Below are 21474 nucleotides of genomic sequence, written 5' to 3'. Positions count from 1 at the left end.
GAACCTTAATGCAAGTATGCAATATGCATGCAGCAGAATGATTGTATTTAAGCACAAGCAATGTTAGAATATACAGCAATAGGAAAACTTAAACGAAGAAAGGTGCATGCTATGAGAGAGTACATGAATGGCTTACCACCCAAGCAAGGACTGTATGATCCCCAGTTTGAGCATGATGCCTGCGGTATTGGATTTGTGGCCAATATCAAGGGCAAGAAGTCCAATGAGATTGTACGTCAGGCTCTGACTATTCTCCTGAACCTGGATCACCGGGGAGGCCAGGGTTCGGAGACCAACACCGGTGACGGTGCCGGTATACTTATGCAAATTCCTCATGCCTTCCTGGTAAAGGAATGTGCCCGGCTGGGCATTGATTTACCTGAACCCGGACAATACGGGGTTGGTATGCTCTTTTTACCGGTTGATCCGGAGGAAAGGGCAGCCTGTGAACAGAAACTGGTGGAAATAATCGCAGAAGAAGGCCAGGTCTTGCTGGGCTGGCGGACTGTGCCTACCGATAATTCCAGCCTGGGGGAAATGGCTCGCAAAGCGCAGCCTTTTATTCGCCAGGTCTTTATTGCTCCTCCCCGGCCGCAGTCAGATCGGATGGCCTTTGAGCGTAAGCTCTATGTTATCCGTAAACGGGCTGAAAAGGAAATTCGCCATGGGGACCACCCTGGTGGTAAATATTTCTATTTCGCTAGTCTCTCGGCTAGCACTATTGTCTACAAGGGCATGCTGACTCCAGAACAAGTAGACCGCTTCTACATCGACCTACAGGACCCCGCAGTTGAAACAGCATTGGCCCTGGTTCATTCCCGCTTCAGTACCAATACCTTTCCCAGCTGGGAGAGGGCTCATCCCTACCGCTATCTGATTCACAATGGAGAAATCAATACTTTGCGCGGCAATGTCAACTGGATGCATGCACGCCAGGCGGTTTGTGAAAGCGAGCTTTTTGGTGAAGATATGGCCAAAATCCTGCCAGTTATCGATCCAGATGGCAGTGACTCGGCAATGTTCGATAACTGCCTGGAATTCCTCTACTTAACTGGACGGTCCTTGCCTCATGCCATGATGATGATGATTCCGGAACCCTGGCAGAACCATGAGAGCATGAGCCCGGAGAAAAAAGCCTTTTATGAGTATCATAGCTGCTTGATGGAACCATGGGATGGTCCGGCGGCTATGGCCTTTACCGATGGCCGCATCATCGGGGCTGTGCTGGACCGGAATGGGCTCAGACCTTCCCGCTATTATGTTACAGAAGATGACCTGATTATCATGGCTTCTGAAGTAGGGGTGCTGGAAGTTCCCCAGGAAAAAGTGATTATCAAGGAAAGACTGCGTCCGGGCCGCATGTTGCTGGTGGATACGGAAGCAGGCCGTATTATCTCCGATGATGAACTAAAGCATCAAATTGCAACCGAACATCCCTATGAAGAATGGCTGAAAGAACATCTGGTAGCACTGGAAGACCTGCCCGAAGGTCCGGTGGCACCGGAGCTGGATCACCAGACAGTACTGAAAAAACAGCTGGCCTTTGGTTATACTTTTGAGGAACTGAAAGATACCCTGGCGCCCATGGCGGAAAAGGGGATGGAACCGGTTGGATCCATGGGGATGGATGCACCGCTGGCGGTGCTTTCCGACCGGCCGCGGCTTCTGTATGATTACTTTAAACAGCTGTTTGCTCAGGTGACTAACCCGCCTATTGATGCTATTCGGGAGGAAATCATCACTGCGACGGTGACCAATCTGGGCCCGGAAGGAAACCTTCTCAAACCAGAGCCCACCAGTTGCCGGCAGATTAAAATCCAGACCCCGATTCTGAGCAACGAAGAGCTGGCCAAAATCCGCTATCTCCGGCGTGAGGGGGCCAAATCAGTAACTCTACCCATTCTCTTCCGGGCAGCAGACGGCGCCAGAGGCATGGAACAGGCACTGGAAGACCTGTGCCGGGCGGCGGATGCAGCTATTGATGCAGGGTGCAATTATCTGATTCTTTCCGACCGGGGAGTAGACGCCTATAATGCACCCATTCCCGCTTTGCTGGCCCTGTCCTGTGTCAACCATCATCTGGTCCGCAATGGCAGAAGGACTAAAGCCAGCCTGATTCTCGAATCAGGGGAGCCGCGGGAAGTTCACCATTTTGCTGTTCTACTGGGCTATGGGGCCGGCGCCATTAACCCTTACCTGGCTTTTGAGACCTTAGATGACATGATCAATCAGGGCATGTTGCCTGGCATCAGCCGGGAAAAGGCCATCAAAAACTATATCAAGGCTGTTACTAAAGGGGTAGTAAAAGTCCTGTCCAAAATGGGTATCTCCACTATCCAGAGCTACCGGGGAGCTCAGATCTTTGAAGCCATTGGCCTTTCCCAGGAGTTTATAGACAAGTATTTCACCTGGACTCCTTCGCGGGTGGGAGGTATTGGGCTGGATATAGTAGCCCAGGAGGCTTTAATGCGCCATCAACGAGCATTTTCTGCTCAGGAGGGGCTGGACCAAACCCTGGATCCTGGCTCCGATTACCAGTGGCGGCGAAATGGAGAGGACCATCTCTTCAATCCTGAGACCATTCATCTGTTGCAGGAAGCTTGCCGCCGGGGAGACTACCAGCTCTACAAAAAGTATGCTGCTTTAATTAATGACCAAACTCAGAAACACTTTACTTTACGGGGATTATTCAAGTTTAAACCCAAGCGCAAACCTATTCCACTGAATGAGGTCGAATCGGTGGAATCCATTTGCCGTCGTTTCAAGACGGGGGCGATGTCCTTTGGCTCCATTAGCAAGGAGGCCCATGAATGTCTGGCCATCGCCATGAACCGCATTGGCGGGAAGAGCAATACCGGGGAAGGCGGGGAGGATCCTGCCCGTTTTAAACCCGACCCCAATGGGGATCTCAGACGCAGTGCCATTAAACAGGTGGCTTCCGGACGTTTCGGGGTTACCAGCGAATATCTGGTCAATGCCGATGAAATTCAGATCAAAATGGCTCAAGGGGCCAAGCCCGGGGAAGGGGGCCAGCTGCCAGGGCGTAAGGTTTATCCCTGGGTAGCAGCGGTGCGGCATTCTACTCCTGGAGTGGAGCTGATTTCCCCTCCGCCTCACCATGATATCTATTCCATAGAGGATCTGGCTCAGTTGATCCATGACCTGAAAAACGCTAACTCCAATGCCCGTATTAATGTGAAGCTGGTATCGGAAGTGGGCGTAGGGACCATTGCTGCCGGGGTGGCCAAAGGCCGGGCTGATGTGGTGCTGATCAGCGGTTATGATGGTGGTACTGGAGCTTCCCCGCGGACCAGTATCAAGCACGCAGGGTTGCCCTGGGAGCTGGGACTGGCAGAAACCCACCAGACCCTGGTGTTAAATAACCTGCGGGACCGGATTGTGGTGGAAGTGGATGGCAAGCTGATGACCGGCCGGGATGTAGTGATCGCTACTCTGCTGGGGGCAGAGGAATATGGCTTTGCCACCGCGCCGCTAGTAGTTATGGGCTGTGTGATGATGCGGGTCTGTCATATGGACACCTGTCCGGTGGGGATTGCCACCCAGAACCCGGAACTGCGGAAAAACTTCCAGGGTAAACCGGAACATGTGGTTAACTTCATGCGTTTTGTGGCCCAGGAAATCAGGGAAATCATGGCTGAGCTCGGTTTCCGCACCATTGATGAAATGGTGGGACGTACCGATGTGCTGGAAGTAAATGAAGCCATTGAACACTGGAAGGCCAGGCATCTGGATTTATCACCCCTGTTGTACCAGCCGGATGTGCCGGAAACAGTAGGCAGATATTGCCGCACACAGCAGGACCATGGGCTGGATAAGTCCCTGGACCGTCGGGAGCTGCTGGATATTTGCCGACCGGCCATCGAGCGGGGTGAAAAGGTTACTGCCACTCTGCCTATCCGCAATATTAACCGGGTGGTGGGAACCATTGTGGGCAGTGAAATCACCCGTCGCTATGGTTCGGAAGGCCTGCCGGAAGATACCATCTGGCTCAAGTTTAAAGGCTCAGCAGGCCAGAGTTTTGGTGCCTTTATACCCAGAGGTATGACACTGGAGCTTGAAGGAGATGCCAATGACTATATTGGCAAGGGTCTATCAGGTGGCAAGATTATCGTCTATCCGCCTCTGGAAGCCAAATTCAAGCCGGAGGAGAATATCATTATCGGTAACGTCGCCCTTTATGGGGCTACTTCGGGGGAAGCGTATTTCCGGGGTGTAGCCGGGGAAAGATTCTGTGTGCGGAACAGTGGCGCCTATGCCGTGGTAGAAGGGGTAGGTGACCATGGTTGTGAATATATGACCGGTGGCCGGGTAGTAGTGCTGGGTAAAACCGGGCGCAACTTCGCTGCCGGGATGTCAGGCGGTATCGCCTATGTGCTGGACGAAGACGGCACTTTCCCGCAGCGCTGCAATAAAGAAATGGTATTGCTGGAACGGCTGGAAAATGAACGGGAAATCGAGGAAGTCAAGACTATGATCACTAAACACGCCCGTTACACCGGCAGTGCTCTGGCCGAAGCCGTACTGGCTGATTGGGATAACAAGATAACCCAATTCGTCAAGGTCATACCCAGGGATTATAAACGGATGATTGAGGCCATCGAGGAAGCCTATGCATCCGGTCTGACCGGGGACGAAGCCCTGCTGGCGGCCTTTAAGAAAAACTGGAATTAAGGGTGTATAGGAGGTACGGCTATGGGTAAACCGACCGGTTTTATGGAATACCAGCGGCAACTGCCGGGTGACCGGGAGCCATTGGAAAGAATCAAGGACTGGAATGAATTTCACTACCAATTTGAGGAAGAACAACTGAAGATCCAGGGGGCCCGCTGCATGGAGTGCGGCACCCCCTACTGCCACACCGGAGTGATCATCAATGGAGCTGTTTCCGGCTGTCCCCTCAACAATTTGATCCCTGAGTGGAATGACCTCATTTACCGGGGTCTGTGGCGGGAGGCACTGGAACGGTTGCACAAGACCAATAACTTCCCCGAATTTACAGGCCGGGTCTGTCCTGCTCCCTGTGAAGGGGCTTGTACTTGCGGTTTGCACGGTCAGCCGGTAACTATCAAGAATAACGAATGTGCTATAATCGACCGGGCTTATGAAGAAGGCTGGGTTGTGCCCCGGCCTCCGGCCATCCGCACTGGCAAAAAAATAGCGGTGGTAGGGTCAGGTCCCTCGGGTTTGGCAGCTGCAGCTCAGCTCAATAAAGCAGGCCACTGGGTTACTGTATTTGAGCGGGCTGACCGGGTGGGGGGGCTGTTGATGTATGGCATCCCCAATATGAAGCTGGATAAGAAGATTGTCCAGCGCCGCATCGATATTCTGACAGCAGAAGGCATTACATTCGTCACCAATACCGAAGTGGGTAAGGACTTTCCCGTAGGCCGCTTGCTGGGAGAATTTGATGCTGTTATCCTTTGCGGAGGTTCAACTAAGCCCCGGGATCTGCCGGTAGAAGGCCGTAACCTGCAAGGTATCCATTTCGCCATGGAGTTTCTCAAGGCCAATACCAAGAGTCTGCTGGACTCCAATCTGGAAGATGGTAACTATATTTCCGCCGCGGGCAAGGATGTAGTGGTGATCGGGGGCGGTGACACCGGTACTGACTGTGTTGCTACTGCCATCAGGCACGGTTGCCGTAGCGTGGTACAGCTGGAGATCATGCCCCAGCCACCGAAAACGAGAGCGGCAGACAATCCCTGGCCGCAGTTTCCCCGGGTATTGAAGGTGGATTATGGCCAGGAGGAAGCTGCCGCCCTTTATGGTGCAGATCCCCGTCAATATTGTGTGATGACCAAACGGTTTGTTGGTGATGAACAGGGGCGGGTCAAGGAAGTGCATACAGTCCAGGTGGAATGGGTGAAAGGGCCACAGGACCGCCTGGTACCACAGGAAATTCCCGGTACGGAAAAAGTCTGGCCCGCGCAGCTGGTGCTGCTGGCCATGGGTTTTGTGGGACCGGAAAGACAGCTCCTGGATCAGCTGGGAGTTGAACTGGACCAATTCGGTAATGTGAAAGCGGAATTTGGCAAATTCCGTACCAATATACCGAAGGTATTTGTAGCTGGTGACATGCGCCGGGGCCAGAGTTTGGTGGTCTGGGCCATTCGCGAAGGCCGGGGAGCGGCCCGGGAGTGTGACCGCTTCTTGATGGGAAACACCAATTTGCCATAAAGAGGGGCCTTATCGCCCCTTTTTGTTTTCTGTGGACTGTGCTACTTTTCACAAAAAATTCAGGGATTTAGCAGGAAAAAAAGAAAAAGCAGCGAATATAATTTGAGCGAAAAATTACAAACAATTACTGGAGGTGTCAAAATGGTAGAGAGAAAGAAAGTGTTGGGGGGAGTGCTGGCTGGGGCCTTATTGCTGGGGAGTTTTACTCTGGCTGGCTGTGGCAGTGAAGCCCAGAAGACCGGCGAAAATAGCGGTGAAAAGGCTGCCAGCGCACCGGCGGTTCAGGTCTATCAGCGACCGGAAATCATCAAAAATCCGGATGAAGCATTGAATCTGCTGAAAGATGGAAATGCCCGCTTTGCCGGCGAAAAGGTTTTGCCCGACAATCTGGGGGATGAACGGCGGGAAGAGCTGAAAAAGAATGGCCAGCATCCTTTTGCCATCATTGTCAGCTGTTCTGATTCCAGGGTACCGCCGGAAATCATCTTCGATCAGGCTTTAGGGGATTTATTTGTTATACGGGTAGCCGGAAATGTGATTGATCCGGTGGCTACTGGCAGTGTTGAATATGCGGCTGAACACCTGGGTACTCCCCTGATTGTCGTCATGGGTCATGAAAAATGCGGTGCCGTTACCGCTGCGGTTAAGGGCGGAGAAGTACCGGGCAGCATCGGCTCAATTATAGAAAAAATCAAGCCTTCGGTGGAAAAAGCGAAGGCTACCGGTCTGGCCGGCGATCAGCTGGTAGAAAAGTCTACGGAACTGAATGTGGAAGCTTCCATGGTCGAACTGGAAAAAAGCCCTATCATTAAGGAACTGGTAGAACAGGGTAAGCTGAAAATCGTGGGAGCCAAATATCATCTGGGCAGTGGCCAGGTTGAATGGCTGGAAACCAAATAAGGATAAAAGGCACTTTGCGGGAGAGCAAAGTGCCTTTTTATCTTACCGGGAGAGAGGAGTACCGGGGCTAATTGGAATATCTTCCTCTTCATCATGTTTGTAGATGACTTCCACATAGGGGCCCTGGTCCTGATACATGGCCAGGAAATCCTGTTCATATTTCTTGTATATGATCCTGCGTCGGATTTTCAGAGTGGGAGTGACTTCTCCGGCATCCATAGTAAATTCCTGGGCGCGGATGGTAATGCGTTTAACCTGTTCATACCTGGGGAGATGCTTGAGGGCTTTGGCTACCCGCTTGGCCAGAAGTTTCTGGATTTTGGGCAAGGTAATCAATTCCTGGCGGGTAGTGAAATTCACCCCTTTCTCGCGCGCATAGTGTTCCAGGTCGGTAAAATCAGGAACAATCATTGCAGTCATAAAAGGCTGTTTATCTCCATAAACAACGGCCTGGGCGATAAAACGGTCAGCTGTAAGGAGTTGTTCAATGGGCTGGGGGGCTACATTTTTGCCTCCGGCAGTGATGATTAAATCCTTTTTACGGTCGGTGATGAAAAGAAAGCCGTCATTATCAATGATGCCGATATCTCCTGTTTTTAACCAGCCATCTTCAGTAAATAATTCGGCAGTAGCTTCCGGATTGTTATAATAGCCCAGTGTGAGATTGGGGCCTTTGGCCAGAATTTCGCCATCAGGGGCAATTTTTAATTGCACTTCCGGAATGGCCAGGCCAACTGAACCAAACCGATAGTTTTCCCGGCGGTTACAGGTTAGAACCGGGGCAGTTTCGGTCAGACCATAGCCTTCAATGACCCTGATGCCTACAGCATAAAAGAATTCAGCCAGACCTCGGCCCAGGGGAGCGCCACCGGAGACGCAGAAATCCAGACGGCCGCCAAAGCGTTCCCTGATTTTACGAAAAACCAGACGGTCAGCCAGAGTGTCCTGCCAGCGTAGCCACAGGGGAACAGGTTGTTTGGCAGCCAGCAGGTTAGCGCGTTTTTTTCCTGCTTTAATTGCCCAGTGGAAAATGCGTTTTTTCAGGAAGGAAGAAGTGGCGACGTTTTCCATAATGCGGTGATGGATTTTTTCATAAAGGCGGGGTACACTGCACATGAGATGAGGACGAACTTCTTCCAGGTTTTTGGGGACGTCATTGATGCTTTCGGCATAGGCGATGGTTACCCCGGCATAAAGCATGTAGTACCAGCCCAGGGTTCTTTCCAGCACATGACTTAATGGCAGGAAGGAAAGGCTGACATGGGTATCCGGGCTGGGGACAACCTGGTAACAGCCCCAGGCATTGCTGAGAAAATTGATATGGGTCAGGATAACTCCTTTGGGGTTACCAGTAGTGCCGGATGTATAAATGATGGAACAGATATCAGTGGGTTTTACCTGGGGCCAGGTTCGATCATAAAGACCGGGTTGTTGTTGCCAGAGTTCCTTGCCCAGCTGACGCAAATCGGCAAAAGACCACAGTTTTATGTTTTCTGCTTTTTCTTTCAAAGAAGTGGGGATGGGGTCAGGCAGAATCAAATGTTTTAAATCTGGCATCAGCTGCTGATGATTTATTACTTCTTCTGCTAGTTCTGAGGAGCCAACAATCAGGATTTTGCTGCCACTATCATTGATAATATGAGCAACCTGAGGGCCTTTATTTGTAGGATAGATGGGAACATTGATGGCACGAGCAGCGATAATGGCCAGATCCCAGAGGGGCCAGAAATACTGGGTTGTCATCATCAGACCTATCCGGTCTCCGGGATTGGTTTCCAGGGCCAGAAGACCCAGGGTAAAGAGCTGGACTTCTTCGGCAGCCTCTTTCCAGGTTACAGGCTGATATTTGCCCTCTTTTTTGGTTAGAAACAGGGGTTTATTGATATATTTGGGCAGTTGTTGGTGAAACAGCCCAATAGTAGTTTGGTGATACATAGCATCTCCCTCCGGCCTGGCAGAATGAATATTCATTCAATTTAAAAATAATTCTATTTTCAGGCAAATACAACTTCTCTCCCCCTAAATGCAATTAAGTCATGGTAAATGGTAAAATATATAGGTTGGATGGTAGGTCTTTTTCATCGGTCAGCCTAACCGGTTACTGTTATCAGAAAGGGAAATATGCTACAATTAGCTTATGTCCAAATAGCAATATCTAAAACAGAAGGGAATGGATGGACAGCCATGGTTTTATTATCCTGGACCAGTGGGTTGATTTTGCTGGTCATGGTGGGAGTTTTCTGGCTCTTGCCGGGAAGCAGCAGCCGCAGCTTATGGTTGGCTCTGAGCAATATCGCACTCCTGCTATACTGGTATCCTGGGCAGGGCTTATTAATGCTGGGATTGGCCATGCTAACTTTTCTGCTGGGAGAAATTCTGAGTCGGTGGGGCCAGAGGCGAGCCTGGCTGCTGGCACTGGCTATAATAGTGGTGAGTTTTTATTTGCTTTATACCAAGTATTTTGCTTTTCTTTTACAAATACTCAATCAGGCTTTACAGGCCCTGGGACAGCCGGGCCGCTGGCACTGGGAAAAGGTGGCGGTTCCGGTGGGGATATCTTTTGTCACCTTTCGCTGGCTGCATTATGTAATCGATAGCTACTGGGGCAAGGTTGAGCAAAGAGAGTTAATAACCTTCCTGGGCTATTCCTTTTTCTGGCCCATTCTTACTTCCGGGCCTATTGAACGCTGGCAGGATTTTTCTCGCCAATTGGGAGAAAAACAGCGCTGGCAGTGGAATTACCTCTGGGAGGGGCTGGAACGCATTTTGCTGGGGTTGTTCAAGAAATTGCTGGTGGCAGCGGCGCTGGCTCCACTGGCCAGTGGCTTGAGCAAGCCCGGACTGTCTGCAGGAGCCTACTGGCTGGCAGCTCACGCCTATGCCTGGCAACTCTATGTGGATTTTTCCGGCTATACTGATATAGCTGTGGGCAGCAGCCGTCTCTTTGGTCTGAGAATCCAGGAAAACTTCGACTGGCCTTATTTGCGAGGGAATATATCTCTGTTCTGGAAACACTGGCATATGTCTTTGACCCGCTGGTTCCGGGACAATCTTTTTATCCCCCTGGGGGGAAGCCGGGTGGCTTTCCGCCGGATTTTATTCAATACCCTGGTGGTCATGTTTGTAACCGGTCTCTGGCATGGAGCGGGCTGGAACTTTATTTTCTGGGGGATGCTCCATGCTGGGGCGCTCATTCTCTGGCGGCTTTATCGCCGCTATCTTCTGCCCCGTTTACCCGAGAGCTGGCCTGACCAGTACTGGTATCGCAGTTTGGCCATATTCATTACATATAATTTTGTTGTACTGGCCTGGATACCTTTTACTACAAACCTGCAACAGGCCCTTCGGGTTCTGCAGATTATGGGAGGCGGTGGCTGATGCTGAGCTGGCGGGAGCTAATAGCGGCTATTTTCTGGCTTGGTTTGATCTTACTGGCTGTACTGGGCTCTACTCTTGGACAAACCCAGTTTATCTATAATCAATTTTAAGGAGAAAGAGGTATGAACAAAATTTTGCCTTTCAATGGCAAAGTACTGATATTGATTATAATTGGCCTCTTCCTGGTGGACTGGGGCCTGAACCGCTATCTGGACTGGCGGCTCCTGGAAAAACAGGACTGGCGGGTGAATAATCCTGATCTGGGTTCAATCCGGGTAGTGCTGGACCGGTTACCACGCGCTCCCGGACTGGTGGTAGTCTGTCTGGGGGATTCGGAAATGTATGGTTCCAGTACACCTGCTGACCGTACTATTCCGGCTTATTTGGCCCGCTCCCTGCGGGAGAAGTTTCCCGGTCAAAAGATAACTGTAATTAACCTGGGTATAAAGGGTTTGAAACCGGCAGAAGCCTATTTTCTGGTACGTCAGCTGAAAAAAATGCCGGTGGATATTCTGGTGTATAATATCAGCCGGGGCTGGTTTGCCGAAAAAGGGGGAGTGCGCTTTCAGGACGTACTACGCCTGCCCGGCAATGCTGAGGCAGCTCGTAACCTGGGCATAAAAGTAGCTGAGACCAGCAGGGAAGAGCAACTGGGGGAGAAAGTAGCGGCGGTTTGGAGTTTTTATCGCTATCGCCAGGTGGTAGCGCGGGACTTTTTGCATTTATCTGATCTGGTTCAGGGTACAGCCGAACGCAGCCAGGCGCCTCAGCAGTGGCAGCAGAAACAGCAACAGCAGGCAGGACAGGGAAGACCCTGGCAGGAAAAAAAGGAGGTTTTGTTAAAAGGGGCCGGAGGGCAACTGGCATCCCTGAATTTAACCACTGCCAATCTGGAGTGGCGGCTTTACCTGGAATTGTTGCGGGAATGGGAAAACGCAGGTCGACCGGCCCTGGTTTATGCTACTCCTGCCAATATGGAGTTATTGAAACAAAAGTATAAAATTGATGTACAGCGCTGGGAAAAGGAAAAGCAGCAAATACTGGCTGCAGCCCGGCGGCACAACTGCCGTTCCCTGGACTACAGCCAGCTGATAGAGAGTAAGTGGTTTACTGATGAGATTCACCTCATGGCAGAAGGTAACCGGAAGGTAGCGGAGCAACTGGCTCAGGAGCTAGCCAGTTTACCTGCCGCCCGGGCCAGTTTGGCCGGGATGGGCAACTGATAGGGGCATTTCTCCTGACACTGGCCACAGGCCTGACACTGGCTGGCTGGAACGGGGAGGGCGGCATAGCGCTCCTGGGCCCATTCCTTGAGATCATAACGGTCATAATAGCCTTCCAGTAGAAAAACCATGGGGATATCGATTTGCTGGGGGCAGGGCAGGCAATAGCCGCAGCGGCGGCAGAACTCCTGGCCAGCTGCCTGGGCCCAGGTCAGAAGTTTCTCTTCTTCTTCAATACCAAGAGCACCCTGGGCCAGAGCCTGGACATTAGCAGTGACTTCTGCAGCAGAAGCCATTCCCACCAGCAGGCAATCGACAGCTGGATCGGCGGCTAACCAGCGCAAAGCCTGATCTGCCGCAGGGATAAAACCGCCAGCCAGGGGCTTCATGGCCAGAGTGAGAAGGCCATGCTCCCGGGCTGATTGAAAGAGGCCCCGGTTTTGTTGTTCTACCACATTGTAGGGGAACATCATGCTGGCGAAAAGGCTGGACTTGATGGCCTGGGCCATGATTTCCGCTGAATGAGAAGTTACTCCAACCCAGCGGACCCAGCCCCGCTCTCTGGCCAGAAACAGGGCTTCCAGGGCTCCGCCGGGGGCGGTGACCCGTTGCCAGTCCGCAGGAGTTCTGAGATTGTGTAACTGGTAGAAGTCAAGATAGTCGGTTTGTAATAGGCGCAAACTGGTTTCAATATCTTTCAGCATGGTTTCCCGCTCCCGGGCCATGGACTTGCTGGCCAGCAGAAAACGGGAACGATAGCCTTTCAGGGCCTGGCCCAGCAAGGTTTCACTGGCACCATAACCACGGGCGGTATCGATAAAGTTTATGCCGTAGTCAGCGGCGGCAGCCACAAGATTGGCTACCTGTTCAGGTTCTGCCTTTTGCAGGGGAATGCCGCCTAAGCCCAGGCGGGAGACAACGATATCTGTTCCGGAAAGTTGACGATATTCCATATTATCACCTCAAAGGACTTAATTCCACATCGATGCTAAAAATCCTGTCTGAGGAGGTAAGCGGCTTGGCAATCACAGCAGAACGACTACCCCGGGAGTTTGTACAGAGGCTTGAACCCTTGCTGGGAGAGGAATGGCCGGAGTTCCTGGCCGCCCTGGCGGGAGAGAGTCAGCACGGCCTGCGCCAAAATCCCTTGAAAATTCAGCAGGCTGAGTGGGAAAAAATCGCTCCTTTTCCTCTGGAGAGGGTGCCCTGGTGTCGGGAAGGTTATTATTTACAGGAAGAAGAGCGACCGGGGAAACACCCTTACTACCATGCCGGACTTTATTATATCCAGGAACCCAGTGCCATGGCGCCAGTGGAAGCTCTGGAGGTTCAGCCAGGGGAGAAGGTACTGGATCTCTGTGCAGCTCCGGGGGGCAAAACCACCCAGATTGGAGCCAAATTGCAAGGAAAAGGGATTCTGGTAGCCAATGATAATAATCCCCAGCGCATCCGGCCCATGGTTAAATATGTTGAGACTTTTGGTTTAACCAATTGCCTGATTTTCAACGAACGACCAGAGCGGCTGGCCCGCCATTTTCCCGGCTATTTTGATAAAATTCTGGTGGATGCACCCTGTTCAGGAGAAGGGATGTTCCGGCGGGAGCCGGAGAGCATGGGGGCATATCAGAAGTTTGGTCCGGAACGCTGCCGGCAGATGCAGAGGGAGATCTTGCGGGCAGCTGCCCGGATGCTGAAACCCGGGGGAGTAATGGTTTATTCTACCTGTACCTTTAATCCATATGAAAACGAAGGGACAATCCAGGAGTTTTTGCAGGAACATTCCGAATTTCAGCTGGAGCCGGTGCCTCAGGCCCATCTCTATAGCCCGGGCCGCCCCGACTGGGTGGTAGGGGGCAGGCCGGAACTGGCCCTGGCTTGCCGGATCTGGCCGCATAAAAACAGAGGAGAAGGACATTTTCTGGCCAGATTGCGCAAAAATAACAATGGAAGCAGATTGGCTGGAGCAGGCAGACCCGGTGGTACTGATCCCTACCTGGCCGAAGGAGCCAGGGAACTGGCCTCCTGGCACCGCTTCCGCCAGAACTATTTAAAAACAGAATTGAATGGGCGTTACTGGTTGAATGGCGGGACCCTCTATCTTGTACCCCCGGAATTGCCGGTATTGCAGGGATTAAAACTGATTCGTCCCGGATTGACCCTGGGTAATCTCTATAAAGGCAAATTTTATCCTGATTATGCCCTGGCGATGGCTTTAAAACCGGAACAGTTTGCCCAGCCGGTCTATTTCACCCTGGATGCTCCGGAGCTGAGGAAATACCTGAAAGGCGAGACCTTGCCGGCTGGAGCGGCAAAAGGCTGGCATTTGCTCTGTCTGGACCGGTGGCCACTGGGCTGGGCCCTGGCAGTAGATGGCTATTTAAAAAATTATTATCCTAAAGGCTGGCGACTTCAGAGTTAGTTTGTCCGGGAAAATTCCCGGAGTTTTTTTTATATTCTTTACCTCCAGGCAGGAAAAGAAACAATACTATCGAATATAATAAATTGAGTACTTACTCGAAAAGGAGGGAGGGAGGGGAAGTGGCCAGAACCCGTAAAGGAGAAGAAACCAGGCAGCGGATCCTGGCAGCAGCCCTGAAGCTATTCAGTGCCAGAGGTTATGCCGGTACTTCTACAAGAGAGATTGCCCGGGAGGCAGGGGTGGCAGAGGGTACTATTTTTCATTATTTTCCTACCAAAAAAGCTCTCCTGCAGGGTGTACTGGAACCGATTATGATCAGCAGTCTGATGCGAACCTGGGCGGAGACCGAACAATTGCCCCTGGCCCAGGCGCTGGAGAAGATTCTGCGGCAGCGGCTGACTATCATCGAGCAGAATCAGGAGCTGTTCAAGCTGATTTTGCTGGAAGCAGCTCTGCAGCCAGAATTGAGGGAGTATTTGCTCAAGGAAATAATCTTGCCTCTACGGGCAGCAGTACTGGAATTTCTGGAGAAGAAATTGGACAGAGAAAAGCTGAGGCCTGTAAATCGAACGGCCCTGGTTCAAATATTACTGGGGGCGATGGTTTCGTCTTTAATGTATAAGGGCTTGCTCAAGCCTGCTTTGCCTGAAGAACCGGAGATGGATAAGATGATAGCTGAAATGATAAAAATTATCATGGAAGGGGTGACTAATGATGAAGGGAGTTAGAATTGTGGTGGTCCTGCTGGTGCTGGCAGGACTGGGCTGGTATGGCTGGCTGAAACAGCAGGGAAAACCAGCAGAAGATGTTTATAACGGCTGGGTTGAAGGCGAGGAATACCGGGTAGTGGCGGAAACGGCCGGCAAGGTCAAGGAGATACTGGTAAAGGAAGGGGAGCTGGTCAAGGCTGGCCAGGTAGTGGCTAAACTGGATGATGAAGCGGCCCGCCTGCAGCTGGCGCTGGCGCAGGCTAACCGGGCAGCGGCCGAAGCCAGGGCTGGTGATGTGAAAGCAGGTAGCCGTCCGCAACAAATCGCCCAGGCCCAGGCCCAGGTACGGGCTCTGCAGGCTTCTTTGCAGGGAGCTCTGGAGAATTTGAAGCGTTTGCAAAGTCAGCGCCAGGATGTAGAGGAGCTGGTCCAAACCGGGGGAGCTACCGCTGACCAGCTGGAAGCCGCAAAAGCGGCAGAAGCCAGTGCCCAGGCCGCTGTAAATAGCCTCAAGGCTCAGATTGATGCTGCCAGGGAGCAAGTCCGCTTACTCCAGGCGGGAGCTACCTCCTATTCCCTCTCTGCCCAGGACGCCCAGGTGGAGGCAGCTCGTCAGCAGGAGGCCCTGGCCCAATTGCAGGTGAATAAGGCCCGGGTAGTAGCTCCGGTAAGGGGAGTGGTTCAGAATATCCTTCTCAAGGTGGGGGAGCTGGCCAATCCCGGTTCTACCCTGTTAAATCTGGTAGATCAGGACCGCCTTTATGTAAATATCTTTGTACCCCAGAGCCAGCTGGACCGGGTGCAACTGGGAAGGAAGGCGATAGTGGAGGCGGAAAATGGCAAGCTCAAAGGGGAAGGCAAAATCGTCTATATTTCTCCCCAGGGGGAATTTACACCTAAAAATATTCAAACCAGGGAAGAAAGAGCCACTCAAGTCTTCAAAGTAAAAGTTGAAATCACTTCCGGCGGGTCCAGTGGCTTTAAACCGGGCCAGGCGGTGGAAGTCAGGCTGAAATAGGGGGAGTGGCCAGTGGAATATGCCATCAAGGTAGAAAACCTGACCAAGATTTTTGGTGACCGCAAGGCAGTAGATAACCTTTCCTTTGCCATCAAGCCGGGACAAATTTTTGGCTTTCTTGGCCCCAATGGTTCCGGCAAATCCACCACCATCCGCATGTTGTGCGGAATTCTCACTCCGACCTCAGGCAAGGGGACAGTGCTGGGCATAGACCTGAAGGATGGGGAAAAGATTAAACAGCATATAGGCTATATGTCGCAGAAGTTTAGCCTTTATGAGGATTTAACTGTCAGGGAAAACATGCGCTTTTATGGCGGGGTATATGGGTTAAAGGGCAAGAAACTGGAGGAGCGTTACCGTTATCTCCTGGACTTGACCGGTTTGGGGGACCGGGAGGAACAGCTGGCGGGTACACTATCAGGGGGCTGGAAACAACGACTGGCCCTGGCCTGTGCCCTTTTACATGAGCCCCAGCTGCTGTTTTTAGATGAACCTACTGCCGGGGTTGACCCCTTGTCCCGACGCATTTTCTGGCAGTTGATTCACCGCCTGGCAGAAGAGGGAGTAACAATCCTGGTCACTACCCACTATATGGATGAGGCAGAACAATGTGATGTACTGGGCTTTATCTTTCAAGGGCGTTTGCTGGATTTCGGTGCCCCGGCGGAAATCAAGGCCCGGCACGGAGGACAATCAGTGGAGGATATATTCATCAATTTTGTGGCTGGGCAAGAGGCTAAGGCGGGTGAAAGCCGATGAGCTGGGTGCGACTGAAAGCGATAATATGGAAAGAATTTATTCAAATCAGCCGGGACCGACCCAGTTTGGCCATGATTTTTGGGGTACCGGTTATGATGATGCTGCTTTTTGGTTATGCCATCAGTACTGATGTGGAAAACATCGCGACCCTGGTCTGTGATCAAAGTAAAACCAGAGCCAGCCGGGAGCTGGTGAGTGCCATGGCCAATACCGGTACCTTTGATTTACGCTACTGGACCGAAAATCCCGGGGAAGTCCGCCGTTATCTGGATGGCGGGATAGCCAGGGTGGCTCTGATTATTCCTCCAGATTACAGTAAGCGTTTAGCCCGGGGAGAAATGGCCCAGGTTCAGGTTTTGCTGGATGGATCTGATCCGCTGGTGGCCCGCACTGCCCTTTCGGCAGCCCAGATGCTGGCCCAGTCTCTAAATCTCAATCTGGTTACCCAGCGTCTGGAACGGCAGGGAGCCGGGCCGGGGTTGAATTTGGCTCTGGATATGAGGACGAGAGTTTGGTATAACCCTAATCTGGAAAGTCTGCGGTTTAATATCCCGGGGCTAATGGGTCTGGTTTTGCAGAACATAACAGTGATTCTCACCGCTTTTGCCCTGGTGCGGGAGCGGGAACGGGGGACTCTGGAGCAAATCATTATTACTCCCATCAAGCCGGTGGAACTGATTATCGGCAAACTGGTTCCTTATGTATTTATCGGCTTTTTTGATCTCTTGCTGGTACTGGCGGTGGCGGTTTTCTGGTTCGGGGTGAAAATTTCTGGCAGCGTGGCGTTGCTGCTGGCGTTAGCTACTATCTTTCTGGCCTGTGCGCTGGGGATGGGTATGTTTGTTTCTACCGTTGCCCGAAACCAGCTGCAGGCTATGCAGATGGCCTTTTTGATTCTGTTGCCCAGTATTCTTTTGTCCGGGTTTTTGTTTCCCCGGGAATCCATGCCTAAAATCATCTATTGGATTGGGCAGGTTCTACCATTAACCTACTTTTTGCAGATTGTCCGCGGCATCGTGCTGCGGGGAGCGGATTTTTCCCATCTCTGGCAGGTATCATTCTGGCTGGCTGTGCTGACGGCAATCATCTGTACTCTTTCCGTTTTGCGCTTCCGTAAACGGCTGGATTAAAAGAGATTGAGCAAAGCCTCTACCACCCTGGCGTCAAAGCGGCCGGCAACCGCTTCCTGGCGCAAGAGGTGGTAAATTTTTTCCCTGGGCAGGGCAGCCCGATAGGGACGGTCATCAGCCAGGGCCTGATAATAATCAGCTACTGCCAGGATACGAGCGGGCAAGGGCAGTTGGTCTGCCCGCAGACGGGAAGGATAGCCACTGCCATCCAGTTTTTCGTGATGAGCGGCGGCCCAGAAGGCCAGCTCCTCCAGACCGGGGATTTCCATCAACAGCCGTTCGGTATAATAGGCGTGGGCGATGATGCGGCTGTATTCCTGGGGGGTGAGCTGGTCTGGCTTATCCAGGATAGCCGAGGGGACAGCCAGCTTGCCCAGGTCATGTAAGAGACCAGCCAGATAGAGCTGACGGCACTGAGCGGTTGGCAGGCCCAGGGCCTGGCCCAGGTAGAAGGCGGTATTGGCAACCCGGCGGCTGTGGGTGGCGGTATAGGGGCTTTTGGCATCCACCAGGTCAGCGAAAAGGAGGGCTAAATGTTCCAGGGATGCTAGCTGGATATCCTGTTCAAAAACCTGGCTGCGGCGGCGGATGGCCTGGGCTAAATTGCGATGGGCCAGGTCATAATAAACACGAGGTTCCTGCAAAAGTTCCAGACAGGCATCGGCTACTACAGGAGCCAGGCGTTTGCCTTTTTCCTTTTCCACAAAGGCGACAATCCGTTCCTGCACCGGTAGCAGGTCATAGTCCTGGCCAAACTGGTTTTCAATCTGATCGGCCAGGAAAAGGAGCTGGGCTTCTATGGGAATCTCCTCACCGCTCAAGCCCAGTGGGAAACCGCTGCCATCCCAGGCTTCGTGATGAGCAGCAATAATAGGAGCGATTTCAGTTAACAAAGGAAGCTGGGCGGACCAGCGGGCCCCGGCCAGAGGGTGAGATTCTACCGGGAGCTGAGCATTGATTTTGCCGATATCATGGAGCAGACCGCCATAAAAAACCAGGAGCAGGCGGTCAGGAGCAAGTCCCAGTTTTTCGCCGGTGCGTAAGGCCAGATATGCTACCCGCTGGGCGTGCTCCAGTTTTTTGTTTTCCGCCAGGTCCAGGGCCAGGGAGAAGGTACTGATTAAAGTGAACAAAGATACTTTCCAGCTATCCATTTTTTTTTTTGCCACTCCTTTGCAGGTATTTGCTGCCTGATGAAGAATATCTTAACATAAAAACTTTTGACAATCTATGATTTTTGTAATATGATATAACTAATAATAATTCCTAATAAGCTCAAATGCAAGGGGGTATTTTAAATGGATAGAGTTGGAGCGATCAAAATAAAAGAAGGGATTTACTGGGCAGGGGCCCTCAATCCGGATTTAAGGGTATTTGATATTGTGATGGAAACAGCCCATGGCACTACATATAACTCTTATGTTGTCAAAGGGGCAAAGATAGCGGTATTTGAAACTGTCAAGGAGCGCTTTTTCTCCGAATACCTGACCCGGCTGAAAGAGGTAGTGAACCCTGCTGATATTGATTATATTATCGTTGACCATACTGAACCGGATCATGCTGGCAGCGTCTTTGCTCTGCTGGACCTGGCTCCTAATGCCAAAGTGGTGGGGTCCAAATCTGCTTTGCGCTTTCTGAAAGCCATTACCAACCGGGAATTTCCGTCGATTGAGGCCAAAGAGGGCATGACTATAGACCTGGGAGGGAAAACCCTGCAGTTTATTATGGCCCCCTTCCTGCACTGGCCGGATTCTATGTATACCTACATTCCCGAGGACAAAGTGCTGATCACCTGTGATAGTTTTGGCAGCCATTACAGCAGCCCGCTGATTTTCGATGACCTGGTCGGGGATTTCAGTTCTGACCTGCGTTATTACTATGATGTAATCATGAGTCCTTTCGTCAGCTACGTACTGGAGGCCATCAATAAAATCCGCAATTTGCCCATAGATGTATTCTGTCCTGGACATGGTCCTGTTTTGCGCAGCAAGGGCTGGGAAATTGTTGACCTCTATGAACAGTGGAGCAAACAATTGCTGGCAGAGCAGCACCAGGGTCCGGTGTTGATCGCCTATATTTCAGCTTATGGCTACACCAAGGCGATGGCGGCAGAGATCGCCCGGGGGATTGCCAGTGTCAATAGCTGTGAAGTAGAAGTGGTGGATATTACCGAAATACCGCTGAGCGAGTTGAAGACAAAAATAGAACGAGCCCGGGCTTTTCTGGTCGGCTCCCCTACCATTAACAGGGATGCTGTCAAACCCGCCTGGGATATGCTCTCGGTGGTATGTCCCATCAAGAATAAGAACAAACCTGTTGCCGCTTTCGGTTCCTATGGCTGGAGCGGGGAGGCAACCAGAATGCTGGAGGAACGGATGAGTGCCCTGGGCCTCAAGGTAGTGCAACCGGCATTGCGGGTCAACTTTAAACCCAGTGAGAAGGAACTCAGGGACTGTTTTGAGTTCGGGGTGGCCTTTGCTCAAAGCCTGGGCAAAGATGAAACCGGTCGCTAGAGGAGATGGGAAAGGGGTATGGCCGATGGCAATAGTAATTTTGGGCGGCGGGGTAGCTGCTGTTAGTGCCATAGAAGGCATTCGCCAGCAGGATAAAGAGCAACCGGTTGTTCTGGTTGCAGCAGAAAAGTACCTACCATATTACCGTTTGCGCCTATCCTTTCTTCTGGGCCAGGAGTTTGAGGTAGAAAAGTTTTTGTTAAAACCTCCGGCCTGGTATCAGGAAATGGGGGTGGAGCTAAGGCTGGGAATAAAGGCGGAAAGGATTGATCCCGCTTCCCGTCAGGTGTGGTTAGAAGACGGAAGTGTCCTTTCCTATTCATCCCTGATTATAGCCACCGGAAGCCGGGCCTTTTTGCCACCGGTACCGGGCAATCAGCTGGCAGGAGTTTTTACCCTGCGCACGGCTGAGGATGCCCAACGAATCAATGAATTCGCCCGGCCAGGCCAAAAAGGGATCATCATCGGAGGGGGACCGCTGGGGCTGGAAGCGGCCTGGACTCTCAGTCAGCGCGGTATTCAGGTGGCGGTATTAGAACACAATCCGCGTTTGTTGCCTCGCCAGGTGGATGAAAAAGCTTCAGCCTACCTCCACCGGGCTGCCCAGAGAGCGGGGATTGAATTGGTGCTGGCTGCCCAGGCCCAGGCCATTACCGGCACGGAAAAAGTAGAAGCTTTGCAACTGGCTGATGGCCGACAGCTGCTGGCGGATTTTATTCTCTTTTCCACTGGAGTACGGCCCAATCTGGAAATAGCCCAGGCTGCCGGACTTGCCTGCCAGCGGGGCATTGTGGTCGACCGGTTTCTTCGCACTTCCCTGGACCAAATCTGGGCTTGCGGGGACGTGGCGGAATACAATGGCCAGGTCTGGGGGCTGTGGCCAGTGGCTCAGGCTCAGGGGCGGGTAGCCGGGATGAATGCTGCTGGCGCTGAGGAAAAATATGTAGAGGTGCCGCCGCCATCGATTCTTAAAGTCATGGGCACGTCCGTCTTCTCCATAGGCAACTGGGCTGAGAGTGGTAGCCAGAAAGTCAAGGCAGACGAAGAGGGTTTTTATTGCAAATTGTGTTTCCAGGGCCGTCAGCTCACTGGTGCCATAGTCATTGGAGATGAGGGCCTGGCCCGGCAGTTAAAACGGGCGGTGGAAAAAGGCATGGAAACGGATCCGGAAGCAGATTTTTCCCGGATTCTGGCGGATCTGGGACAGGGATAAAAAGAAAGGAGAT

General features: G+C 52.1%; 15 protein-coding genes. 12 read left to right on the top strand and 3 right to left on the bottom strand.

Going from position 1 to position 21474, the window contains the following annotated elements; all coding sequences use genetic code 11:
* Nucleotides 1–111: 111 nt before the first annotated feature.
* The 3 genes from gltB (at nt 112) to ULO1_RS08360 (ending at nt 7098) form a co-directional block, all read left to right on the top strand.
* Nucleotides 112–4692, top strand: a complete 4581-nt coding sequence (gene gltB / locus ULO1_RS08370) for a glutamate synthase large subunit (RefSeq protein WP_079933378.1) — start codon at nt 112–114, stop codon at nt 4690–4692.
* A 21-nt stretch (nt 4693–4713) separates the two neighbouring features.
* Nucleotides 4714–6198: a glutamate synthase subunit beta gene (locus ULO1_RS08365; RefSeq protein ID WP_079933377.1), complete on the top strand. Its 1485-nt coding sequence runs from the start codon at nt 4714–4716 to the stop codon at nt 6196–6198.
* Between the two features lie 141 nt (nt 6199–6339).
* Complete coding sequence (locus ULO1_RS08360; protein ID WP_079933376.1) at nt 6340–7098, top strand: carbonic anhydrase; 759 nt, start codon at nt 6340–6342, stop codon at nt 7096–7098.
* A gap of 42 nt (nt 7099–7140) precedes the next feature.
* On the opposite strand, the gene ULO1_RS08355 is transcribed toward ULO1_RS08360, so the two are convergent.
* Nucleotides 7141–9033 carry a long-chain fatty acid--CoA ligase gene (locus ULO1_RS08355; RefSeq protein ID WP_159446865.1) on the bottom strand — a complete coding sequence of 631 codons (1893 nt, stop codon included), beginning with the start codon at nt 9031–9033 and terminating at the stop codon, nt 7141–7143.
* Nucleotides 9034–9282: 249 nt separating this feature from the next.
* Here ULO1_RS08355 and ULO1_RS08350 point away from each other — a divergent pair, with 249 nt between their 5' ends.
* A complete protein-coding gene (locus tag ULO1_RS08350) occupies nt 9283–10476 on the top strand; it encodes an MBOAT family protein (protein ID WP_159446864.1) in 1194 nt (397 codons plus the stop codon).
* A 122-nt stretch (nt 10477–10598) separates the two neighbouring features.
* A complete protein-coding gene (locus ULO1_RS08345; RefSeq protein WP_079906461.1) occupies nt 10599–11699 on the top strand; it encodes a hypothetical protein in 1101 nt (366 codons plus the stop codon).
* Here the strand turns inward: ULO1_RS08345 and ULO1_RS08340 are convergent.
* A complete protein-coding gene (locus tag ULO1_RS08340) occupies nt 11642–12652 on the bottom strand; it encodes an aldo/keto reductase (RefSeq protein ID WP_079933373.1) in 1011 nt (336 codons plus the stop codon). The genes ULO1_RS08345 and ULO1_RS08340 overlap by 58 nt on opposite strands.
* 65 nt (nt 12653–12717) lie before the next feature.
* Between ULO1_RS08340 and ULO1_RS08335 the strand changes: the two genes are divergently transcribed.
* The 5 genes from ULO1_RS08335 to ULO1_RS08315 all read left to right on the top strand — a co-directional run bounded on the left by ULO1_RS08335 (nt 12718) and on the right by ULO1_RS08315 (nt 17735).
* A complete protein-coding gene (locus ULO1_RS08335) occupies nt 12718–14118 on the top strand; it encodes an RsmB/NOP family class I SAM-dependent RNA methyltransferase (RefSeq protein WP_242946602.1) in 1401 nt (466 codons plus the stop codon).
* A gap of 119 nt (nt 14119–14237) precedes the next feature.
* Nucleotides 14238–14846, top strand: a complete 609-nt coding sequence (locus tag ULO1_RS08330) for a TetR/AcrR family transcriptional regulator (protein WP_159446545.1) — start codon at nt 14238–14240, stop codon at nt 14844–14846.
* Entirely contained in the window at nt 14833–15846 is a 1014-nt protein-coding gene (locus tag ULO1_RS08325) for an HlyD family secretion protein (protein WP_159446863.1), read from the top strand. Before ULO1_RS08330 ends, ULO1_RS08325 begins: the two co-directional genes overlap by 14 nt.
* A 12-nt stretch (nt 15847–15858) precedes the next feature.
* Entirely contained in the window at nt 15859–16605 is a 747-nt protein-coding gene (locus ULO1_RS08320) for an ABC transporter ATP-binding protein (protein WP_078665402.1), read from the top strand.
* On the top strand, nt 16602–17735 hold the full coding sequence (locus ULO1_RS08315; RefSeq protein WP_078665401.1) for an ABC transporter permease: 1134 nt from the start codon (nt 16602–16604) through the stop codon (nt 17733–17735). The genes ULO1_RS08320 and ULO1_RS08315 overlap by 4 nt, the downstream gene beginning before the upstream one ends.
* Here the strand turns inward: ULO1_RS08315 and ULO1_RS08310 are convergent.
* The gene (locus ULO1_RS08310; RefSeq protein WP_079933370.1) at nt 17732–18889 is read right to left on the bottom strand and encodes an HD-GYP domain-containing protein; all 1158 of its coding nucleotides are present in this window, start codon (nt 18887–18889) and stop codon (nt 17732–17734) included. The two genes, ULO1_RS08315 and ULO1_RS08310, sit on opposite strands and share 4 nt — an antisense overlap.
* Nucleotides 18890–19033: 144 nt before the next feature.
* Here ULO1_RS08310 and ULO1_RS08305 point away from each other — a divergent pair, with 144 nt between their 5' ends.
* Together ULO1_RS08305 and ULO1_RS08300 are read left to right on the top strand one after the other, a co-directional pair.
* Complete coding sequence (locus tag ULO1_RS08305) at nt 19034–20248, top strand: FprA family A-type flavoprotein (RefSeq protein WP_079933369.1); 1215 nt, start codon at nt 19034–19036, stop codon at nt 20246–20248.
* Between the two features lie 25 nt (nt 20249–20273).
* A complete protein-coding gene (locus ULO1_RS08300) occupies nt 20274–21461 on the top strand; it encodes an NAD(P)/FAD-dependent oxidoreductase (RefSeq protein WP_159446862.1) in 1188 nt (395 codons plus the stop codon).
* Nucleotides 21462–21474 lie beyond the last annotated feature (13 nt).

Origin of the sequence: Carboxydocella sp. ULO1 (assembly GCF_002049255.1) — a bacterium.
GTDB lineage: Bacteria > Bacillota.
Note: the sequence above shows the minus strand (reverse complement) of the source record. Positions and strands in the feature narration are given on the sequence as shown.

What these genes read in the sequence shown, in the direction of transcription:
- ULO1_RS08355 (WP_159446865.1), bottom strand. Translation starts at nt 9,033, where the DNA reads ATGTATCACCAAACTACTATTGGGCTGTTTCACCAACAACTGCCCAAA.
- ULO1_RS08365 (WP_079933377.1), top strand. Translation starts at nt 4,714, where the DNA reads ATGGGTAAACCGACCGGTTTTATGGAATACCAGCGGCAACTGCCGGGT.
- ULO1_RS08340 (WP_079933373.1), bottom strand. Translation starts at nt 12,652, where the DNA reads ATGGAATATCGTCAACTTTCCGGAACAGATATCGTTGTCTCCCGCCTG.
- ULO1_RS08360 (WP_079933376.1), top strand. Translation starts at nt 6,340, where the DNA reads ATGGTAGAGAGAAAGAAAGTGTTGGGGGGAGTGCTGGCTGGGGCCTTA.
- gltB (WP_079933378.1), top strand. Translation starts at nt 112, where the DNA reads ATGAGAGAGTACATGAATGGCTTACCACCCAAGCAAGGACTGTATGAT.
- ULO1_RS08305 (WP_079933369.1), top strand. Translation starts at nt 19,034, where the DNA reads ATGGATAGAGTTGGAGCGATCAAAATAAAAGAAGGGATTTACTGGGCA.
- ULO1_RS08325 (WP_159446863.1), top strand. Translation starts at nt 14,833, where the DNA reads ATGAAGGGAGTTAGAATTGTGGTGGTCCTGCTGGTGCTGGCAGGACTG.
- ULO1_RS08300 (WP_159446862.1), top strand. Translation starts at nt 20,274, where the DNA reads ATGGCAATAGTAATTTTGGGCGGCGGGGTAGCTGCTGTTAGTGCCATA.
- ULO1_RS08345 (WP_079906461.1), top strand. Translation starts at nt 10,599, where the DNA reads ATGAACAAAATTTTGCCTTTCAATGGCAAAGTACTGATATTGATTATA.
- ULO1_RS08350 (WP_159446864.1), top strand. Translation starts at nt 9,283, where the DNA reads ATGGTTTTATTATCCTGGACCAGTGGGTTGATTTTGCTGGTCATGGTG.
- ULO1_RS08315 (WP_078665401.1), top strand. Translation starts at nt 16,602, where the DNA reads ATGAGCTGGGTGCGACTGAAAGCGATAATATGGAAAGAATTTATTCAA.
- ULO1_RS08310 (WP_079933370.1), bottom strand. Translation starts at nt 18,889, where the DNA reads ATGGATAGCTGGAAAGTATCTTTGTTCACTTTAATCAGTACCTTCTCC.